This is a genomic window from Acidovorax soli (assembly GCF_014207955.1).
Taxonomy (GTDB): Bacteria; Pseudomonadota; Gammaproteobacteria; order Burkholderiales; family Burkholderiaceae_C; genus Acidovorax; species Acidovorax soli_A.
The window spans coordinates 670,700-688,272 of record NZ_JACHLK010000002.1; the positions used below are offsets into that span (position 1 = coordinate 670,700).

15 protein-coding genes and 1 pseudogene are annotated in these 17,573 nt (G+C 59.6%); 5 read left to right on the forward strand and 11 right to left on the reverse strand.

The annotated features are described in order from the left end of the window. Positions 1–98: 98 nt before the first annotated feature. Positions 99–2,309 (reverse strand): ATP-binding protein, encoded by a 2,211-nt coding sequence (locus HNP48_RS07545; protein WP_184856262.1) that lies wholly within the window; start codon positions 2,307–2,309, stop codon positions 99–101. A gap of 1,278 nt (positions 2,310–3,587) precedes the next feature. Beyond that, a complete protein-coding gene (locus tag HNP48_RS07550; protein ID WP_184856263.1) occupies positions 3,588–3,866 on the reverse strand; it encodes a hypothetical protein in 279 nt (92 codons plus the stop codon). 921 nt (positions 3,867–4,787) lie between these two features. On the opposite strand from HNP48_RS07550, the gene HNP48_RS07555 reads away from it, so the two are divergent. The 3 genes from HNP48_RS07555 to HNP48_RS07565 all read left to right on the forward strand — a co-directional run bounded on the left by HNP48_RS07555 (position 4,788) and on the right by HNP48_RS07565 (position 7,030). Further along, a protein-coding gene (locus HNP48_RS07555; RefSeq protein ID WP_260420132.1) for an IS3 family transposase occupies positions 4,788–5,908 on the forward strand; the annotation gives its coding sequence in 2 pieces (ribosomal slippage) (positions 4,788–5,037 and positions 5,037–5,908; 1,122 coding nt in all). 109 nt (positions 5,909–6,017) lie between these two features. After that, positions 6,018–6,479, forward strand: coding sequence for an HU family DNA-binding protein (locus HNP48_RS07560; protein WP_409362537.1), 462 nt, complete (start codon positions 6,018–6,020; stop codon positions 6,477–6,479). Between the two features lie 101 nt (positions 6,480–6,580). Then, positions 6,581–7,030 carry a DNA-binding transcriptional regulator gene (locus tag HNP48_RS07565; RefSeq protein WP_184856266.1) on the forward strand — a complete coding sequence of 150 codons (450 nt, stop codon included), beginning with the start codon at positions 6,581–6,583 and terminating at the stop codon, positions 7,028–7,030. A gap of 46 nt (positions 7,031–7,076) precedes the next feature. Here HNP48_RS07565 and HNP48_RS07570 read toward each other — a convergent pair whose 3' ends face one another. The 4 genes from HNP48_RS07570 to HNP48_RS07585 all read right to left on the reverse strand — a co-directional run bounded on the left by HNP48_RS07570 (position 7,077) and on the right by HNP48_RS07585 (position 11,375). Further along, the gene (locus tag HNP48_RS07570) at positions 7,077–8,765 is read right to left on the reverse strand and encodes a methyltransferase domain-containing protein (protein ID WP_184856267.1); all 1,689 of its coding nucleotides are present in this window, start codon (positions 8,763–8,765) and stop codon (positions 7,077–7,079) included. An 11-nt stretch (positions 8,766–8,776) separates the two neighbouring features. Then, positions 8,777–9,064 (reverse strand): exodeoxyribonuclease VII small subunit, encoded by a 288-nt coding sequence (xseB, locus tag HNP48_RS07575; protein WP_184856268.1) that lies wholly within the window; start codon positions 9,062–9,064, stop codon positions 8,777–8,779. Beyond that, a complete protein-coding gene (gene xseA, locus HNP48_RS07580) occupies positions 9,061–10,797 on the reverse strand; it encodes an exodeoxyribonuclease VII large subunit (protein ID WP_184856269.1) in 1,737 nt (578 codons plus the stop codon). Before xseA ends, xseB begins: the two co-directional genes overlap by 4 nt. 278 nt (positions 10,798–11,075) lie before the next feature. Next, positions 11,076–11,375 carry a hypothetical protein gene (locus tag HNP48_RS07585; RefSeq protein WP_184856270.1) on the reverse strand — a complete coding sequence of 100 codons (300 nt, stop codon included), beginning with the start codon at positions 11,373–11,375 and terminating at the stop codon, positions 11,076–11,078. A gap of 75 nt (positions 11,376–11,450) precedes the next feature. On the opposite strand from HNP48_RS07585, the pseudogene HNP48_RS07590 reads away from it, so the two are divergent. Further along, positions 11,451–11,663 (forward strand): annotated as a pseudogene (locus HNP48_RS07590) (integrase core domain-containing protein); the annotation flags it as partial. Between the two features lie 39 nt (positions 11,664–11,702). On the opposite strand, the gene HNP48_RS07595 reads toward HNP48_RS07590, so the two are convergent. The 5 genes from HNP48_RS07595 to HNP48_RS07615 form a co-directional block, all read right to left on the reverse strand. Beyond that, positions 11,703–12,989, reverse strand: a complete 1,287-nt coding sequence (locus HNP48_RS07595; RefSeq protein ID WP_184856271.1) for a hypothetical protein — start codon at positions 12,987–12,989, stop codon at positions 11,703–11,705. After that, positions 12,982–14,028, reverse strand: coding sequence for a nucleoid-associated protein (locus tag HNP48_RS07600; protein WP_184856272.1), 1,047 nt, complete (start codon positions 14,026–14,028; stop codon positions 12,982–12,984). Before HNP48_RS07600 ends, HNP48_RS07595 begins: the two co-directional genes overlap by 8 nt. Before the next feature lie 514 nt (positions 14,029–14,542). Further along, positions 14,543–15,061 (reverse strand): hypothetical protein, encoded by a 519-nt coding sequence (locus HNP48_RS07605; RefSeq protein WP_184856273.1) that lies wholly within the window; start codon positions 15,059–15,061, stop codon positions 14,543–14,545. 167 nt (positions 15,062–15,228) lie between these two features. After that, the gene (locus HNP48_RS35790; protein ID WP_184856274.1) at positions 15,229–15,408 is read right to left on the reverse strand and encodes a YHYH domain-containing protein; all 180 of its coding nucleotides are present in this window, start codon (positions 15,406–15,408) and stop codon (positions 15,229–15,231) included. After that, complete coding sequence (locus HNP48_RS07615; RefSeq protein WP_184856275.1) at positions 15,389–15,595, reverse strand: hypothetical protein; 207 nt, start codon at positions 15,593–15,595, stop codon at positions 15,389–15,391. Before HNP48_RS07615 ends, HNP48_RS35790 begins: the two co-directional genes overlap by 20 nt. Positions 15,596–15,760: 165 nt before the next feature. Between HNP48_RS07615 and HNP48_RS07620 the strand changes: the two genes are divergently transcribed. Next, positions 15,761–17,572, forward strand: coding sequence for an AAA family ATPase (locus HNP48_RS07620; protein WP_184856276.1), 1,812 nt, complete (start codon positions 15,761–15,763; stop codon positions 17,570–17,572). Position 17,573: the final 1 nt, after the last annotated feature.

Below are 17,573 nucleotides of genomic sequence, written 5' to 3' on the forward strand. Positions count from 1 at the left end.
CCCGACCGTCGACCGTTCTGTTTGCTCTTGGCGATCACGGGTCGGCGCCGGTGTTCAAGGTTGGCCATTCCGTACGAAGGAATGACTAAACCTCTCCCTTAAGCTGGGCCGCTGCGTTTCAGTACACGCAACACATCGGCCATGTCATACGGCTTTGCCAAGACCTGCACGCCGGGTATGGAAACCCGATTTTCCGAATACCCGGTCGCAAGGACAACCCTGATATTCGGGAAGCGGCCGAACACTATGCGGGCCAAATCAATTCCGTTTAGCGAGCCTGGCATTACGACGTCGGAAAAAACGACATCTACCTTGGTGCCAGCTTCCAGACAGGCGAGCGCCGCATCCGCACTCTCAGCCATGATGACGAAAAACCCCCCGCTCTCCAGAGCGGGAGCAACACTTTCTCTCACCAGCGCATCGTCTTCGACAAACAAAAGCGTGCCTGCAGATGCTTCGGTATCCAAAGACAGGGCCGGTCCAACTGACTTGGGAACTTTTATTGGGCCTTCTGCTTTTGGCAGGATGATCTCGACCTGCGTGCCCTGGCCTTCGGTGCTTCGGAGGAGTAGCGTACCTCCCGACTGCTTGGCGAAGCCGAACGCTTGTGGCAGTCCAAGGCCTGTACCTTGTCCAACCTTCTTGGTGGTGTAGAACGGATCGAGCGCCTTGGCCATGACCTCGGCACTCATCCCGATGCCTGTATCGGTGAAGCTCGCACGGACATAATCTCCCCGCGCAAAACCTGGGGCGGGGGCTGCATCATGTTCGTTCGTAACAACCAGGCGGATGGTCCCCCCGGATGGCATGGCATCTTTTGCGTTGATCACCAAATTGAGAAAAGCCAGTTCGAACTGGGTTGGATCAATCGTGACAGGCCAGTCTTCCTCTGGCAGCTCGACGGTCAACTTGATGCCCGCTGGAAGCACGTTGTCGACCAGTTGTCGGAATTCCTGGATGTGCTTATGCAAACTCGCGGTTTCCATTCGCGCATCTTGGGTCCGGCCAAATGAACTGAGCTGCCCTGTCAAGACTTTGGCGCGCTTCAATGCCTTCGAGCACGTATCGAGCAACGCGTGGATGCGCTCGATGTCGCCCGAGCGCTTTGCAAGCTGAAGTGAGGTTGAGAGCGTTTGCAGCAAGTTGTTGAACTCATGCGCAATACCACCTGTGAGCCTTCCGAGCGCCTCCATTTTTTGGCTCTGCAGCAACGCTCTTTGCGCACGCTCTGTATCGGCAATAGCCTCTGCAACCCGACGCTCGAGCTCGCGTTGGCTGGATACCAACCGATTACTCACCTCGGCTATGCGCGCTCCTACGGCATCGATTTCCATGAGGCCCTGCGGCGCGTAGGCAACCTCCTCACCTCGACCGAGCGCTTCAGCTGCAGCCTCTAGCCGTTGCATCCGGGATATGACTTTCGCTCCAATCTTGCGCGCCACCAGCAGCGAAAGGATCAAGAGCATCAAGGCGGCAGCAGCGAACAGCCCCGCGCCGCGGAACGCCGAGCGCGTGATCTCTTCCTCCGGGATGCTCAGCACCACCGTCCAGTCTGACGCTGCTACGCGATGATAGAAGGTCTTCACCGAAATCCCGTCGAGCGTTACTGAGCGGGTGACACCTTGCGTGGTAGACGCGAATAGCCTTTGCAGTCGCTCGTCGGTTGAACGACCTACAAACTTCTCGGGGTCTCGCGATCGAGCAACCACCGCTCCCTTGCGATCAACAATGGCCGCCAACCAATTCTCCGGAAGCTTCTGTTGATTTATCAGGGCCTGGACAGCAGCGGCATCGACTCCCATGACGACGAAGTACTTGATGTCCCCACGTTCAATGATTGGAACTTGGACGACAAAGTCGTATCGCTTGCCAATAGGTGCAAAAAACATGTCCGAAACCAGGGCGGCATCTGCGCCATTGCGCTGCATCAACTCGCTGATGCTTGCATTGCGTCGCGTGGGAAGTTCCGAACCTAGAGGCAGCCGAGTATTGAGAATTTGCCGGCCGCTGGGGTCGATCAAAATGACTGCCGTGTCAGGGGTTGGAGCCGTCTTCCTGGCAAACTCGTAGAAGTGGTCCAGGTCGCCACTGGCAAGCGAGGGCGCGTTTGCGATTGTCCGCAGAATCTTCTGTCTGGATCGCAGTTCGTTGTCCACAAGATTGGAGAAGGTGCGTGCTGCCTCCTTCAGACTTGTCTCCTTCGATGCCTGCTCTTCTCTGTACACATACCAGATGGCAAGCAATGCTGCCAGCGATGCTGGTAGCAGCACCGAAAGAACAAGAGCGAACAGCTGACTTTTAAATCGCATCGCCGAAGATTTGCTTAGCGTTCGGGTGCCGTCCCGAGGCATTGGTTGGGCAGGACAGGGCATTGCACACGGCCATAGGCTTGGCCGGCCACGGTCCTGTAAGCGGCCATTCTAGGCAAGACTGCATGCGTGCAGTACGATTCCAAAAAAATCGTAGGAGGATGGGAAAATGCCTCTTGAATACCTTCGGGAGATCGTAGCTCGCCAACTCCCATTGGAAGTGATTGACCAGTCCAAAGTGGATAGGATCCGCGTTCTAGCCGCTGCTGGAATGATCGTTGCCGACCTGCCCGAAAGTGGCAAAACTGGCCCCGCAGTCGTCCACTCAATCACGGGTTACGGTCGCGCATTGCTAACGTCTACTCGACATGCCGCAGTAAAAAGTGAGCCTCCGACGGAGTAGCCAAAGCTGCTGGATGGCACCGCGCCACTAACTATTCATTCTTTTCGCGTCACGTGCTCGAGGGGCACTAGTGCAGTAGCTGACCATTCGGGTGAAGCGCCTATGCACGGCCACAGCCATTGTCAGCGCCCTCAACTTTCTCTTGCGCACCCCGCCACTTCCGGGCGGCAAAGACCCCGAACACTTGGGGCCCGGGAAAAATGAGCGTCTATCCCACATACAACCAAAAAATTGCGATGCAGACTGTTCTTCCAACCGTGGGAGAGGAAGGACGTTCAATGAGCATGATTACCGCAGAACATCAGCTCCGGTGCGGCTCACGTCAGACTTGCTGGGTTCTCCTGACAAAGGGGCAAAAGTGGTTTGTGGCGTCGATTGAGCTGAGTTCGGGCGCATTGGTATCGCAAATCCCCACTGAGCCGTTTGACACTGAGCAAGAGGCGCTCAATGCCGCTCGCGTGCTCGTTTGCAACTCTACCGGACTGACATTCGAATAGGGGCGAAAACCGAGGTCTCCATCGCTGTTCGGAGCCTTTGCGGCCAGCCCAGCAACGAGCGTCTTCGCCGGTGGGTTTTCCTTCTGGGTACGCCGGGACAACCCGGCTAATGCTTTGCAACCTGAAAGGTGGGTCAATTGGGAGTCTTCATGGCGGTATGCGCCATTGACTTCGTGGCTTCGATGCATGCTTGTGGGTCGACTGGTTCATGCACTCTCTTAAGGGCCTGGTTGAGTGGGTGCAAGGCATACGGGAACCCAAACTGAAGGATTGATCAATTCGTCAGTGTGACAGGGCCTTGTCCTACACCTCCCGGCGATAGACACGGTGAGGATGTCATTGCCGGGCTGACACCTCCCGGCTGAACCATCCCTCCCTCTAGCCCGCTTCGTGCGGGCCTTTTTTTGGTACATCCAGATCAGCCAGGAGGGGCGCGGCCTTGAAATGCCATAGCTGCGCACTGGCGCACTGAACAGCCGCTAGGTACTCTTGAAGCGGGTCGTGCGCATCTTTGCGCAGCTTCTTCACCAGATCCTGCTGTTCGGCCACATCGCCAGCCTCGACGGTCAAGACCATGGATAGCAGAGATCGAGTTGCCTCATTGGCGTCTTGTTCAGCCGCAAGCCAGCGGCGAAAGGCAGTTGTGACGAACGTCATATCCAACTCCAGGCGGTGCGGTGGCACGCTGATTGAGCTGGTGAGGCCCGGTGGTCGCGGCACAAATGCGGCCAGATCAGACAAGCCAGCATTGTGTGCCCAACAGTTGCTCCGTCCCGTGTCGAGGTGTAAGCCGAATGTACATGCAGCGGATCACTTCGCATCGACAAGGCCGCGCGCTGGTCTTGAACCGATGGTCGCCCTGGCCGCTCCTGTACGTGCTTGACGCTGGTCGGGATCCGGTTGACGCAGCTTTCGCGCATGGATTGCCGTCATCGGTGAGGGCCGGGGACCAGGCGGCGCTTTCTCCGTTGAAGCGCGAACACACGGTGGCCGTCGCTGAGCTGTTGCACCAACGTCGGGTTGTTGTTCGACGCAAAAATTTGACACCTGCATAAAGACCATGCTTCCGAAGGTGCGGAGAACGCATGCACATCCCACGTGCATACTAACGTCTCTTCTGATTTGGTCACATTCGTGCCGTGGCCACCGGGCTTCTGCTCAATCAGCGTGCTATCGCACCTTTGGAGCAGCGGTTTGACACCCGTTTCGATTTCTTTTCATCGTTGGCTCGCCGCAGAGGCAGATGTGGCAGACGCTTCGCGGCTGTTGCAGTCCCTCATGCGAGGGGACGGCACCGCCCATGCTGCCAAGCAGCAAGCGGTAGTCATTGAGCTTAAATGCGTTGCCGATGCACTCCTGAGAGAGTATTTCTACCTGCTGCAGTGCGAGGACTATCAATTCCCGCCGGCAAACTTGTCTCCCGAGCAGTAGCGAAGATCGTCCCAATCACGCGTGAACATTCCGGAACGCTCTTACTCAGCGAGCTGGCTTACTTGGCCGAGGTTGAAACTGACCTGCCCCCTCCCAGCCGTACCAACGTAAAGGTAGTGAAGTCCGTCAACCAGGAGAATGACGGACATGAAGAAGAGCAGATTCACCGAGGAGCAGATCATTGGCTTCCTCAGGCAGGCTGAAGCAGGCATGCCGGTCAAGGAGCTCTGCAGGCAGGGCGGCTTCAGCGATGCGACGTTCTACAAGTGGCGCGCGAAGTTCGGCGGCATGCAGGCGACGGACGCCAAGCGCTTGCGTGAGCTCGAAGCCGAGAACGCCAAGCTCAAGCGCTTGCTGGCCGAGGCGCATCTGGACATCCATGCGCTCAAGGATGTCTTCGGCGTAAAGCCCTAGCCCAGCAGGCCAGACGCGAAGCGGCAGCCAGGATGATTGCCCAGCATTACCTGTCTGAGCGACGCGCCTGCCGTCTGGTGGGGCTCTCCAGGGACAGCTATCGCAACCCACCGGTGCCCAGTGAAGCGACACAGCGGCTCAGCGCCAGAATCATCGAGATCGCGCAGGTGCGGCGCCGCTTCGGCTATCGCCGCATCCACGACCTGCTGCGCCGGGACTTCCCCGGAGTGAACCACAAGCGGGTCTATCGCCTGTACAACCAGGCGCAGCTGGCCGTGCGCAAGCGCAAGAAGGCCAAGCGCGCGCTCAGCGAGCGCGTGCCGCTGGCGGTGGCTTCGCGCGTCAACGAGGTGTGGAGCATCGACTTCGTCAGTGACCGCAGTGGGCGGCGCATCAAGTGTCTGACCGTGGCGGACGACCTCTCGCACGAGTGCGTGGACATCGCCGTGGACTACGGCATTTCGGGCCAGAACGTGACGCGGCTGCTGGATCAGGCCGCAATGTTTCGGGGCTATCCCACCGCGGTGCGTACCGACAACGGGCCGGATTTCACCAGCCGTGCCTTCATCGCCTGGGCACAATCCGATGGCGTGAGGCACATCCTGATCCAGCCAGGCAGGCCCATGCAGAACGGCTACATCGAGAGCTTCAACGGCAAGTTCCGCGACGAGTGCTTGAATGAGCACTGGTTCGAGAGCCTTTCGCAGGCGCGCTCGACGATTGCGGCTTGGCGGCAGGACTACAACGAGGTTCGGCCGCACAGCAGTCTGGGGCGCGTTCCTCCGGCGGAGTTTGCGCAGCGCCATCGCAGCAAGAACTCGCCATCACCGGCTTCGGGCAACGAGATCAAGTAACCTTCAACCCGGACTTCCGCCTTGGTGCTACGGCGGGAGGGGGCAGGTCAGAGCTACAAGCTGATGCCTTCCTTGTGACGCATCGAGAGATGCCTTCCCTCAACAAGATATGGCTCTCGCACAGCAACCATGCGGAAGAATAGTTCTTCCAGCAAAACATAGTCATTGCGACGTCGATAGCACTGAACAATTGGCATGGGAGCTCAAGGCGAGCAATTGCAATATAAATCGCGCTCCAACTTCTTTTTTCCAGGAACCTATGAACCGCGCTGATCTCGTGGAAGTCCTTGCCTCTAAACACGACCTGTCCAAAGTGGCCGCTGGCGCCATCCTCGAAACCCTGATCGACACGATCCAGACCGCTGTCAAGAAGGGCGATGCCGTCCAACTGGTGGGCTTTGGTACGTTCAAGTCGGCCAAGCGTGCAGCTCGCACCGGCAAGAATCCGTCGACCGGCGCCGCGCTCAAGATCCCTGCGTCCACCGTACCCAAGTTTGTGGCCGGCGCAAAATTCAAGGCTGCGGTGGACCCAAAGGCCGCCAAGCGCAAGTCTGAGAAAGCCGGCAAGTAATTGCCGGTGAAATATAGGACCGCCAGGCCAAAAGCCCAGGCGGTCTTTTTCAATTCTGCAACAGTGCTCGGTACTAGCGCCCGCTGGTACACAATCCGCCCATGACTACCTTCTCCAATGCATTCCGCTCTGAAGTCATTCGCATGGCCCGCAAGGAGCTCAAGCCAGAGCTCCAGGGCATGCGCAAATCGCTGACCGCTCATCGCTCGGATATCGCAGCACTCAAGCGCGAAGTGAAGTCGCTGACATCGCAGCTCAAGACCGCTCAGCGCCAGGTCAAGGTACCGGTGAAGGTTGCAGTGGACGAAGAAGCGCCCGCGCGCAAAGGCGGTCGCAAATGGGTATTCAAACCAGAAGCGTTGGCAGCCAAGCGCGCAGAGTTGGGAATTTCGTCCAAGGACATGGCCAAGCTGCTTCAGGCGGGCCTCGCATCGGTGAACCGTTGGGAGACTGGCAAGGCACATCCTCGCGCCGCACAGTTGGGACGCATCCACGAGGTTCTCAGCCTGGGCAAGCGCAAAGTCCTGGCGCTGCTGGCTGAGGCTCAGTAGCTTTGCGTTTACCTTTCCGATGCACCTGCGGCTGAGTCGACGCAGTTCAAATTGACCAGCGCTCCACGCCACGCTGCAGGGCGGTCACTTCCACGGCCTCACGGAACCGCCCAAACATCGCATCCGCCCACCGCGGTGAGTTGCCAGGGGCCCACCCCAGCAGTTGACTCGCCTGCCGATCAAACAAGCTCGGCTGGGCTGCGCGCAGGACCTCCCAATCCTCCAGAACCGCGGTGCGCCGGTCACTGAGCAACTGCGCCGAAGGCAGCTTGTCGGACTTGTTGGCATTGACTTGGTGGTCGACCTGCAGGAGGTTCCACAGGTCATTGTTGGCCCACAGGGAGAACGGAATGGCGTGGTCGACCGCAAAGCGCTGCTTGAGCGGCCGTCCGGACCAGGTGCACCGGGTGACGCCGGCTTTTTCGTAGGCCTGGCGGGCGAGCATGGTGGCGCGCTCCGGGTCGGGGCGCGCAAGCAGCAGCGGCAGCACGTCGCCAGATGTGATTCCCTGCCGGTGCCCAAAGCGCTCCGTGAGCGCTGCCCATCGCAGCACGACCGCATCGGCGATCCAGTGCCCGAGCAGGCTCAACTCCTTCCAGATGTCCGCGGGCATCAGCACAAGGCCTGACCGGCTGTCGTATTCGAAGACGGTCCCCGACTCCAATGCTCCACCCGAGAACTCGACCGGGCCCAGGCGGATGGTCTGGGCGATCACACGCAGCACGGATCGGAGCTGGTCCTGCATGCCGCTGCTAAGCCGCCCGGCAAGCCAGTCCAGGTGCCAGGCGCTGAGGCCTCCATGCGCTCCCTGTTCGCGGTAGGGTTGCATCAAGGCAGTGAGCGCTGCCCGGAACTTGACGGGCTTGCTGCCCCCTGCCCCTTCAGACTGGGATTGGGGGATGAACTGCTGGGAAGCGAAGATGGGCCAGTAGTACATCAGCCACTTCTCTGCGATGCGCAGGAGAGGAACACCCACTTGGCCATTGGCCTGCCAGACGGCGGTCTTGCTCTCGTGCATGGCGATGTCAGCCAGGACACGGAACAAGGCCAGCTTGTAGGTGGCGACCTTTTTGTCCCGGTTGAGCACACCCTCGATCTGGTCGATGGCGCGCAGGGTGCCGGTAGTGCGCAACTCCAGCAGCAGCGTGTACCAACTGGTTCCGGCCCGGGCCAGGGCATCGTCGGAATCCCAGCGGCCGATGCACTGGAATCCCAAGCGCTCGAACAGCAGCTGGATCTCTTCGGCGGTGTACCCCTGGAACAGCCGGCCGCTGGCATCACGATGCGCCACCAGGTCGTCGCCACGGGTCAGTGGCAGAGACAGCAGTAGGCGGCCGTGGGGGTTGAGCAGTGCACGGATGGCCAGTGCAGCATCGAACAGCTGATGGTCTGGAACGTGCATCAGGACGGCGCTGCAAAGGATCCCATCGAACTTGCCGTCAAAGGGCATGCCCAACTCGGGCAGCGCCGCGCTCACGAGCCGGTTTTCGAGCTCGGGGTGGGCGGCCTTGGCTGCCGCGCGCAGACCGCCTGTCGGCTCCACACCGTACGCGTCATAGCCGCTCTTGAGGAGGTGCGCCAGGTCGCGACCAGACCCTGCCCCGATATCCAGCACCCGGGCTCCTGGCACAAATGCCAGCGGGAAGTACTTGGCAACAGGACTGCCCACCGATTCGTACCGGCTGGCTATGTCCTGGGCGTTGTCTTCGTAGAAGCGGGCCGTCGATGCGTCCATGGAGCGGTCACTCAGAAGGGAATGTCGTCATCCATGCCATCGGAGGCACCTGGGCTGGGTTCCGATGCCTTTGTCCGTGGTGGATCGGCTGCAGCATCCTTTGCCTGCTGTTGGGCACCACCCAGCGCCTTCTCCAAGGCTTTCTCCACCGCATCGATGCGCGTTTGGCAGACCTTGTAAGCCGCCACGGACTCTTCGACGATGGTGAGCAGGTCATCGATGTTGGGTTCGCTCTGCTTGCGCAGGGTCTGGGCGTGTTTCTGCAGCACACCGTAGGATTGCTTGAAGGTCTCGCTCATGGCTTGTCTTTCTGTTCGAGCTGCGCGGTCCGCAGCCCGTCTCGGAACTGGATGGTGATCTGGGTCTCGGTGCTGGCGGCGCTGGTGACGGCATGGCCGTCCTGGTCGCGCACCAGGGCGAAGCCGCGACCCAAGGTCTTGGCCGGGCCCTGACCCGCGATTTCTCGCATCAGGGCCTGGGTGTTCGTGCGCGCATCGACCAAGGTCTTCCGCGCAAGGGTGGAGGTGTCTTCGAAGGTTCGGGCCGTGGCGTCCGCCATGTAGCGCACGTCGGCCGTGGCGCGATCGAGAACGAAGCTCCGCTCAGCCTCGATGCCCGCACGCGCCATCTGCAGGGTCTGGCGTGCATCGGCCCGGACCTCTGCCAGCCTGGCCGGCACCTCGTGCTTGGCCTGGGCGACTTGGGCGGCGGCCAGGCGGCGCACGTCGTTCATCTCGCGCACGGTGTATTCCGAAGCAACGCGGATGGTCTGCGCCGCCTGCAGCTTCACGTCGCTGAGCAGTTCGCTCGCCTCGGTCCGGCTGCGGGCCAATTCCTGCCGGGCACCTGACTCGATAGCCGTGAAGCTCTGGACCACCGTGCGCCTGGCGGTGTCCGCCGCCCGCGTCGCATCACGGATCACGTCGGCGTACAGGCCTTTGGCTTCCTGGGCGCGCAGCAGGATCACCCGCTCGATGCCGGCGATGACCTTGGATGGAGTGTCGAACCGGATGTTCGCGACCTCATCGAGCACGGTGTTGTCGCGCTCATGGCCAATGCCGGTCAGCACAGGCACCTCCAGCTCGCACACCGCACGCACCAGGGCATAGTCATTGAGCCAGGCCATGTCGTTGATCGCGCCCCCACCGCGGATGATGGCCACGGCGTCCGGCGGTACCCCTTCAACACCCAGGCGCTTCACAGCACCGAGCAGCTCCATGCGGATCTCGCTGGCGGTGCCGTCACCCTGAAACCTGCTGTGCACGTAGATGAACTCGCAGATGCCAAGGCTCTCCAACCTGCGAGCCTCGGACTGGAAATCACCCAGCCCGGCACCGCCCTCGGGAGCCACCACCAGCACCCGGTTGTAGTCCCAGGGACTGGGCAGTTGGCGATTGAGTTCTAACAGCCCCTCGCGCTGCAGACGCTCACGGATCTCCCGCTTGCGGGCTTCCAGGTCACCCAGCGTGTAGTCAGGGTCGATGGCATCGAGTTCTATGGAAAAGCCGAACTGGGGTTTGAACACCGGTTTGGCCCGCACCAGCAGCTTAATGCCTGGGCCGATCTGGGCGCCGGTGGCACGCTCGAAATCAGGAAGGATCCGACTGGCCGTATTGGCCCAAATGGCTGCGCTGGCCTTGGCCACCACGACCCCATTCCCATCCCGCTCCGAGATCTCCAGGTAGACATGGCCGTTACGCACGCGCGTGTCCACCACTTCGACAAGGGTCCAGACGCCGGCACGGAAGGCCTGGGAAACGGCCGCAGCGACGCCACCCAGCAGTTGGGACAGGGGAATGCCCCGAGGAGCAGCGGACAGGCTCCTGGAGCCGCCCTGGTCCAGCTCAGGGGTGATCAGCGCGGTGGACGGTGAAGGTGGCTCCACTCCGCCGGCAGGCAGCCACTCGGAGAAGGGGGTGAGTGCCAGGCCATCCGGGACATACCACTGCCGCTTCGCAGGGTCCCAACGGGCACCCAGCGCCTTGACCCGGTCTTTGTCGCGAAACGATGAGGTGAGGTAGGTGCCGCTCATGGGCCCGCCTCGGGTGGTGCGGGCACCCAAGGTGTCCCTTGGCGCCACGATTGCACCTCCAGGAACTCACGCTCGCAGCCAATGCAGCGCAGGCGATTCGTGGGGCGCATGGCGCCGCTTTCGTCGCGCGCGATCACCTTGCGGTAGCTGGTTGCGCCGCAGATGCCGCAGCAGTTTCTGGGAGAGGGGGAAACCGAATCCATGCCTGCAGTTTTACTCCCTATTTTCCACCACGTTGAACTCGAATCGGAAATTGACCGCAGCGGTGTCTGGCAGCGTCAACACCAAGCGAGTCTCTTGGGGATGGTGATGGTCTCGCCGTCGCTCTGCACCGCGCCATAGCTCACGGACAGCGTATCGACCTTGGTGGTCGCGGTTTTGCGGGTCGCCTCCCAGCCGAACATTCCGGGGCGCAGCTTCTGGCGCTGCAGCCAGGTCCAGATTTCAACAAGCTCGGCTTCGACTTCGGTTTGCTGCGCGCGCCTGGTCTGGGCTAGGCCGGATAATTCGTACTGCTGGTCGCGCAGGACCCATTTGAATTGAAAGTGCATCATCGATCGCCGTTTGAGATCAAGCATTGTCTCAAACGCCCAGCCTTGCCTCTTCGGTGACTTGGCATCCCACCTCTAAGGCAACTGGTCGTGATGAGCGAGCGTGCCAATGGCAAGGCAAAGCGATTCATCCAATCGGCACTGCGCGAGTGGACCTATGGCTGGAGTTACCAGAACTCAGGTGAGCGAACGGCGGCCTTGGCAAGCTGGCAGCATCACTACGACTGGCACCGGCCACACAGTGGCATTAGCGGCTTGGTACCCATGGGCAGGCTCGATCCAACTGGAAATAACCTGTTGACTCTTCACAACTAACCGGCTCTGCCAGAGCACTTGGTGACAATGGAACGCTAGCTATGGCTTGGGGCTGCTAGCCACGGCTTGGGGAACTGGAGCGGATGCAGTGGAAGCGCTCGGTCCCGCCGAAGTTGTGGGCGAAGGAAGGACGATGGTGGTTGGTTTCGCGGCGCGGAGGCGGGTAAGAGCGTCCGGGGTAAGAATGGCATAGGACCAGTTTGCGAGCCCTAGCCCAGCAACTACTGACACCATGATGGTCCGGAGCACTATTGTCTGCGTGCGAGCGCGCGATTCAAGCGTAGTGAAGGTGCTGGACAGCATTTCCGCGACCGGTGCATATTCCCGTAGAAGCTGACGCTTTTGACGTGAAATTTCGTCCTTCAACACTTTCAGCGTATGTTGCTGATTGCGGATCAACAGCAGCGTGAGCGCCACGAATACCCAAGCGCCGAGGAGGACTGCAGTGTTGATGAACAACTCAGGTCCGCCCCCTTTGTCCTCTTTGAGTTGGGTCGCGACGATGATGGTCGCCACAGGGATTCCGAGCAGTTGGTTTTGGATATCAGACAAAACCTTGTGAATCTTACCGACGTACTCGACTCTCGCGGTCTCAACCGTGTCTTTCAACTTCTCGTATGAAAAGCCTGCAGCGTACATCTTGTAGCCTTGGTCGTACGCAGCACGAAGCTCCTTGGCATGGCTCAGCAGGAATGGGAATCTGGCCGAAGGCGGCTGAGCACGCACCAAATCAACGATCGCAGTAGCAAGAATCCCTACACACTGCTTCTTGTGGGTGTCCGTAGGGATGAGCGTGGTAAGGGCTTGGACCTCGTCTACGTCCATCTTGCTGAGGTCGTCAGCGGTGTAGTTCACTGGCACGTCGAAACGACCGTTGCTGATGAAGACTAAGCTCTGGTCGTCTGAGTCGAGGAAACCGGCTACCTCCTTGAAGGACTTGACCAGTTTGACGGCAAGGAGATACCGGCCTACCTCGCTCTCCAATTTAGAACCGTCGTCAGACGAAGATTTGGTATCGAGAATCAGGAATCGTTGGCGGGCGCGGACGCGGTTGCCAGGCTGCTTCAAAAATTCGTTGAGATTGGGAGCGACGGCAGCCCAACCCACCCTCGGCTCAAACGAGATTTCCACTGTTTGACCAAGGGCAGCGGCAGCGGAATCACCGTGGACGAGCACGCCGGTATCGTCGCTGTGCCCAAGACAAAGCTCCAAGGCCTTGAGGTCAGTGTCTTCGACGAGAACCAACGAGCCGCGCATCTCGCCGGCCGCGCGCGGCTCGAGCCGCTTCGCCACATGGGCCAAGGCTGCCCAGACGAGGTCAGTCATTCCTGCCGCCTGCACCATCGTCCTCGCCCTCTCGAACCTCGCCGTCCAACGCGGACTTCAACGTTTGCGGTAGGTTTCGGAGAATCAGCTCGCCGCGCGCCTGAACATACTGCGCATCGCCGCTGCGCAAGGCACGACGGTCAAGGTCCACAGTCCAAAACTTGGCCTTTCCATGGAACTTGATGAGAGACTTCAAACTGCGACCGTCAGGAACAAAACCATCACTTATTTCCACCGCGCTTGCCGCCAAAGACTGCGCAAGACGCTCTGGAGCTTCCGGCCACGCGGCGTTGGTCAATTCCTCGAGGCTCAACGGCTCGCGTGCTTTGCTGCGCTCTGCGCAGAACGCGTGCGCGCGCCGCAGGAAATCGTCCTCCTGAGCTTGGTCCAGATTCTCGGCATGGGCGAAAGCACGCAGTCCATCGACAAGGCGCTTCGTATCTTCTGCGTCCCTCACGACAACATTGCAACCCAGGAAATATTTGAAGTAGTCCGCAACATCGCCGCGGTGTTTTAGAAATCCGAGGTAACGATCCTGCTCGCTGCCTTCCAACCAATTCGTGAGATTAACCCGTCCAGCCACACGAAGATTGTCTACGTCGACATGCACTGACTCCTCGATTTCCAGCGTGACCTCATTGACAGCATTGCTTGGGACGTTGTTGATAATCGCCACAAGGAACCAGGCATTCCCTGCGTCGGAATCGCCGTGTGCCATGAGTACGTACCCGCCCTTGGACAGCGGTGCCTGCCGAGCTTTTCCGGCGAGCACATCAAGGAGCTGCTTCGAACCATCGACGAAGTTGAGGTCGCTGACAACGAACATCCGCCGAAGAACCGTCGAGGTCGGATAGGTTAGTACGTCCTCTTCAAAACGCCCGTACCCCTTGTTGGCCCTGGAACCGTAGAACTTGCTGATTGCGTTGATCAAGTTCTGAACGGGCTCGTTCAACGGCAAAGCTTCATCACGGGTCTGTACTGTCGTTGGACCGTGCGGCTCCTTGATGAGCTTGTGCAAAACAGCGGCGGTGATAGCCATTTTTCTCCCTCAGGCAGGTGGCATTTTCTCTCAATTCAACATGCCCTTTCGGCGAAGCTTCGAGCGTGTTGAAAAGGCGAATCGAAAACTGGAGGTCGGTCAGCTCAGAGTGCAAACCACCTTCCTGAATAACAGGCGTCCCAGGGCGACACTTTCCGCCATCAGACGATGTCGTACCAGGGGCAGGGAACAAGCCAAGCATGAACTTAGTCCGCCGGCAGTGAATCAGTCTTTTCAGACTGAAGCCTGCCGAATTTCATCCCAGATGACCGCATCTAGCAGACAGCGCAAGTCCACCGCTGACGTCGATGAAACGGACGGCGCGCCTACACCAACGGTTGAGATAGCGAGATCACTCGTAGTCATCGTGATCGAGGTAGTCACCGACTTCCGAAATGCTTATAGAAATTCGAGCACTTGCTGCTGCACAAGCAAAGACGCGTCCGCGTGACTGCCGCACATACCTCCCGGACGCCCTGCATGGCACACCGCCACTTCCACACTTGTGATCGGCCTACATATTTCGTACCAGCTTGGCCCGCTTCTCTTCAAACTCAGCATCCGTCAGAAGCCCCAGCGTGTGGGCTTCCTTGAGCTTGTGCAACAGATCAACCGAGGATTTCGCATGCCCCCTCGCTTTCGCCACCGAGCCCTGCGCACGTTGTTCAGCCTTCGCTTGCCTGATCTGTGACTTTGCCTCGGTGATAAGGGCTTGAATTTGCGCCACTCGATCCTGCGCACTTGCTTTGCCGGCTGCGATTTTCTGGCGCTTTGCAGCTACGTCCTTTGCAATCGAAGCATTGGACGCAGCTGCACCAGCTCGCATTGCAGAACGAAACTTGGCCCCAAGAAACGAACTCACCAGCCCTCGGCCGGCGCCTTGATTCTTGGCTCGCTCTTGCGCTGCGCTTCTCGACAAGGATGCATTCGCATCCACCCATGACTGAACGTCGTTTCGAGCCTGTAGCAGTTGATTTTGCAAGTCCGATAGCGCGTTTTCGAGGCGTATAACTTCCTGGCTTGCAGCACTCATCTTGGATCCCCAATGACTCTCTCTAAGGTAGAAGGGAACAGGCCTCGGGAATGCGCCTGCTCTCGTTGATCATCTAGATGCCTTGGCCTCACTACGGAAGAGACCAAATCATCGATTCACGCCGAATGCGCTAGACAGCGTAGCACCGGGCTCCGACATCCAGACCTTCAGTGACAGTGGTAAGTCCCGCTCTTGCGATCGTTGTGGCAACCGGCTTTGTTGGTTCGGCCACCATGCGCACTGGCATAGCAAGCGAAGGCCAGCAGGGAGAGGAGGACGACTGCCGAGCGCAATCCACTGCCGGGAGATCCTCGCGAAACGCGCTCCTTACTTATGGCCACCCACATAGCGACCGCCCTTGCCACTGCGCCCAGTACCACCTACACGCTTGCTGCTTGTGCGCCCCTTCGTCTCGAAGACGGAGGCCACCTGGCCCATCGACACCACGGTTCCGGACTTGGCGCCGAAGTTGGTAGCGGTTGCATTGGCTGAGCCGGCAGCGCAGAGAACGATGGCAAGCAAGATGGTTTTCATGGCGTCTCCTTGTTAAATGTGACGACATGTTACGCACAGATGTTCCAAAATGTGAAGCAATAAATCGCACATAAGCGTCGACCCACCCTTTTGGGTGATAGCTGGCGAGGCAACACCATATGGTCTAAGGTTGCGACTGACACAACTTCGGGGGGACAGTTCAAGATGACGTTCAGCGAGCCGCGGTGGCTTCAGGATTTGCGACGGTTTTTGCCACTCAAGAGCCAGTTCGTGCTGACAGGCAACATCAGGGATCTTCAGGCAACGGAGATTTCGCCTGGGCTTGTCACATCGCAGCGCTTTGACCAGACGCTTGCAAACGCCCTCTTCTCGCACGGCTATGGCCAAGTCGTCTTGTTCAACCAGGTTCGCGGTTTCCAGCCCATGGCCTGCACGATCCCCTCTATCAACGTCACGCCGGCAGGCGGTCTTCAATTGCCGTCCGGAAACAATGCCCCCCAAGGACCGGAAGCTCTTGCGCCAGTGGTCGCGCAATTGGTGCGGCATGAGCAGGCACCGGTCGCGCTGATCATTGATTTCGCGTCGCGCCTGACGATTCGCCCAGAAGGCCTGTCTCCGGCAGAGCACCAGCTTTTCACCCAGGCTCTGGTCCTGTCGCATGAAGCCCGTGCTCGTCCCATCGAAGGCCAGTCCAAGAGCTTCTACAACACCATCGTCTGGGTCGTCGAAAGGGAAGGCGACCTTCCCGACTGGATGGTGGTTGGCAATCCCCGCCTTCGCGTGATCAATGTGCCCAAGCCCGACCAGGTAGTCCGCCGCGCACTGGCTCCCTCATTCCTGCGCGCGATTGCCGGCTTCAAGGATGCTTCGGATGATCAACGTGCCGCTGCCGTGGACGATTTCGTAGATGGAACCGACGGCCTGCTGCTGCTGGACCTCAACGCAATCTCTGTACTGGGACGGGTCGAGGGCATCAACGCTGCGCACATAGCTGACGCAGTGCGCCGCTACAAGGTCGGGGTGACCGAGGATCCCTGGCAACGCCTGGACCGCAGCAAGATCCGCAACGCAGATGACCTGGTGCGCAGGCGAGTCAAAGGACAGGACCTGGCCGTCACGCACATGCTGGACTTGGTCAAACGCGCGGTGACCGGCGTCGGGGGCAAGCGCGGCAATCGGCCGCGGGGCGTGGCTTTCTTGGCGGGCCCAACGGGCGTCGGCAAAACGGAGCTGGCCAAGACCATCACGAGCCTGCTGTTCGGCGACGAAAGCGCCTACATCCGATTCGACATGTCGGAGTTCAGTGCGGAGCACTCAGACCAACGGCTGATTGGTGCCCCACCCGGTTACGTCGGCTACGACATGGGAGGCGAGCTGACCAACGCGGTCCGGGAGAAGCCGTTCAGCGTGGTGCTGTTTGACGAGATCGAGAAGGCGCACCCACGCATCCTGGACAAGTTCTTGCAGATCCTCGACGACGGGGTCCTGACCTCCGGTCGCGGGGACCGCGTGTACTTCTCTGAGACCTTGATCATCTTCACCTCCAACCTGGGCATCTACCGCTCGGATGAATCAGGTCGCCGCATCGCCAACGTGGTGCCTGAGGACTCCTACGACACCATGCACGACAAGGTGCTCTCGGAGATCCGCGACCATTTCAAACTGGTGCTCAATCGTCCCGAAATCCTGAACCGAATCGGTGAGAACATCATCGTCTTCGATTTCATCCGCCCTGATGTGGCGGCGCAGATCTATGACCAGATGCTTTCCTCGATCCTGGATGATCTGCAGGGCAAGGGCTACACCATCATCCTGGACGAACCAGCTCGTGCGCATCTGCGCGAACAATGCCTGAGAGATCTCTCCAACGGTGGCCGGGGCATCCGCAATCAGCTCGAAGTAGCACTTGTGAACCCCTTGGCACGGCAGCTGTTTGACCAGGATGCCCAGTCAGGACAGTCCTTTGCCCTGATGTTCCAACAGGAGTCTGGGCGCCTCGCACTGGCTTCTGCCTGAG

Coding starts and splice junctions, on each gene's coding strand:
- HNP48_RS07615 (WP_184856275.1), bottom strand. CDS start 15,595: ATGAAAACCATCTTGCTTGCCATCGTTCTCTGCGCTGCCGGCTCAGCC.
- xseB (WP_184856268.1), bottom strand. CDS start 9,064: ATGAGCGAGACCTTCAAGCAATCCTACGGTGTGCTGCAGAAACACGCC.
- HNP48_RS07605 (WP_184856273.1), bottom strand. CDS start 15,061: ATGAGTGCTGCAAGCCAGGAAGTTATACGCCTCGAAAACGCGCTATCG.
- HNP48_RS07545 (WP_184856262.1), bottom strand. CDS start 2,309: ATGCGATTTAAAAGTCAGCTGTTCGCTCTTGTTCTTTCGGTGCTGCTA.
- HNP48_RS35790 (WP_184856274.1), bottom strand. CDS start 15,408: ATGTGGGTGGCCATAAGTAAGGAGCGCGTTTCGCGAGGATCTCCCGGC.
- HNP48_RS07560 (WP_409362537.1), top strand. CDS start 6,018: ATGGCTCTCGCACAGCAACCATGCGGAAGAATAGTTCTTCCAGCAAAA.
- HNP48_RS07565 (WP_184856266.1), top strand. CDS start 6,581: ATGACTACCTTCTCCAATGCATTCCGCTCTGAAGTCATTCGCATGGCC.
- HNP48_RS07570 (WP_184856267.1), bottom strand. CDS start 8,765: ATGGACGCATCGACGGCCCGCTTCTACGAAGACAACGCCCAGGACATA.
- xseA (WP_184856269.1), bottom strand. CDS start 10,797: ATGAGCGGCACCTACCTCACCTCATCGTTTCGCGACAAAGACCGGGTC.
- HNP48_RS07585 (WP_184856270.1), bottom strand. CDS start 11,375: ATGCTTGATCTCAAACGGCGATCGATGATGCACTTTCAATTCAAATGG.
- HNP48_RS07550 (WP_184856263.1), bottom strand. CDS start 3,866: ATGACGTTCGTCACAACTGCCTTTCGCCGCTGGCTTGCGGCTGAACAA.
- HNP48_RS07620 (WP_184856276.1), top strand. CDS start 15,761: ATGACGTTCAGCGAGCCGCGGTGGCTTCAGGATTTGCGACGGTTTTTG.
- HNP48_RS07600 (WP_184856272.1), bottom strand. CDS start 14,028: ATGGCTATCACCGCCGCTGTTTTGCACAAGCTCATCAAGGAGCCGCAC.
- HNP48_RS07595 (WP_184856271.1), bottom strand. CDS start 12,989: ATGACTGACCTCGTCTGGGCAGCCTTGGCCCATGTGGCGAAGCGGCTC.